This is a genomic window from Veillonella sp. CHU732 (assembly GCF_003992085.1).
Classification (GTDB): Bacteria; Bacillota; Negativicutes; order Veillonellales; family Veillonellaceae; genus F0422.
Genome location: NZ_RQVC01000032.1, coordinates 1 through 1,393, shown reverse-complemented (window position 1 = coordinate 1,393; position 1,393 = coordinate 1). Strand labels below are relative to the sequence as shown.

The following is a 1,393-nucleotide window of genomic DNA, read 5'->3' as shown; positions in this document are numbered from 1 at the left end:
GGCTCTATAATAAATGTTGGGGCTACTCATATAAGAGTAGTCACCAACATTTTTTTGTTGCAATAAAATAGACATATATAAACTCATACCGTATCATAAAAGTAACCACACAATTAAGAAAGGGTGAGTCATATATGTCTATAGTTAATTATACAGAAATTATCTTTAAAATTAAAGAGGAATATATTAAACATACAAGAGTAAATGAGGATGGTTCTGTTCATTTTACACTAGAAATACCGGTAGCTGAGCAAGTATGTCCTCATTGCGGAGCGAGCACTAGAAAGTCTAAAGGCAAACGCTCTAGAGACGTTAAATTTGGCGCTATGCAGCATCATACAGTGACTGCAACCTACTTACAAAGACGTTACAAATGTCAGGAATGTAATCATACTTTCATAGAAAAGAATCCTTTTGTTAGTCGTTATTTGCGATTAAGTAAATCTAATTTGGAATATCTATTTAGGCAACTTGGCGAAAAAGGATCCTTTACTGAGATGGCTAAACGCAGTGACGTTTCTGTATCTACAGTCATTCGATATTGCTCGAAACTAGCTATTCCAAAGCCTGCTCAATTACCTACGGTACTAGGTATTGACGAATATAAAGGAAATGCTGAAGGACAAATGTACCAAGTTATCATAACCGACTTGAGGAATCATTCTGTGGTGGATATTTTACCTAAACGAGAGACGCGCGCTCTTATCCAATACTTTAAAACCTTTTCTAAGGAAGCTAGAGAACAGGTTAAATATATTGTCATGGATATGTGTCCACTATTTAAGTTAGTGATGCAAACTATGTTTTCTCATGCGCATATTGTGGCAGATCGTTACCACGTGTGTCGCTTGGTGGATTGGGCTCTTGAACGCGTACGCAAGCGTGAACAAAAACAAATAGTAACACACTCAAGAATGCTCAAATATAACCGAAGGGTTCTTATGAAGAATCCCGATACATTAACTGAAAATGAGCGAGTAAAGCTGCTAGAAATATTGCGTATATCCGATGACCTACGGCGGGCATATGGGCTTAGATTAGGCTTTAGAAAAATATTTAAGACATACAGCATACCTAACATAGAAAGGCATATACAATTATGGTTAAAGATAGTAGAAAGCAGTCATCTACCAGAGTTTAGTAATTTTAAAACTTCTTTTATTAGTTGGTTCCCTCAAATTGTTAATGCCTTTGTATTACCCTATTCCAATGGGTTTACCGAAGGATGTAATAATAACATTAAAGTATTAAAAAGAATAAGTTATGGGTTGCGTCATTTTGAACGCTTCAGAGTTCGTATACTTCTATTAAGCCAAAAGAATAGCACTAGCTATTTGAATAGCTAGTGCTAAGAGCTTTTTATATGAGTAGCCCCCACATTTGACAAAGAGCC

1 protein-coding gene is annotated in these 1,393 nt (G+C 35.9%); it reads left to right on the top strand.

Features of this window, described 5'->3' with window-relative positions:
* Nucleotides 1-134: 134 nt before the first annotated feature.
* Nucleotides 135-1,346, top strand: coding sequence for an ISL3 family transposase (locus EO121_RS08550; RefSeq protein WP_127167425.1), 1,212 nt, complete (start codon nucleotides 135-137; stop codon nucleotides 1,344-1,346).
* Nucleotides 1,347-1,393: the final 47 nt, after the last annotated feature.

Bases quoted from the DNA above. Each gene is read 5' to 3' on its own strand.
- EO121_RS08550 (WP_127167425.1), top strand. From the start codon at position 135: ATGTCTATAGTTAATTATACAGAAATTATCTTTAAAATTAAAGAGGAA.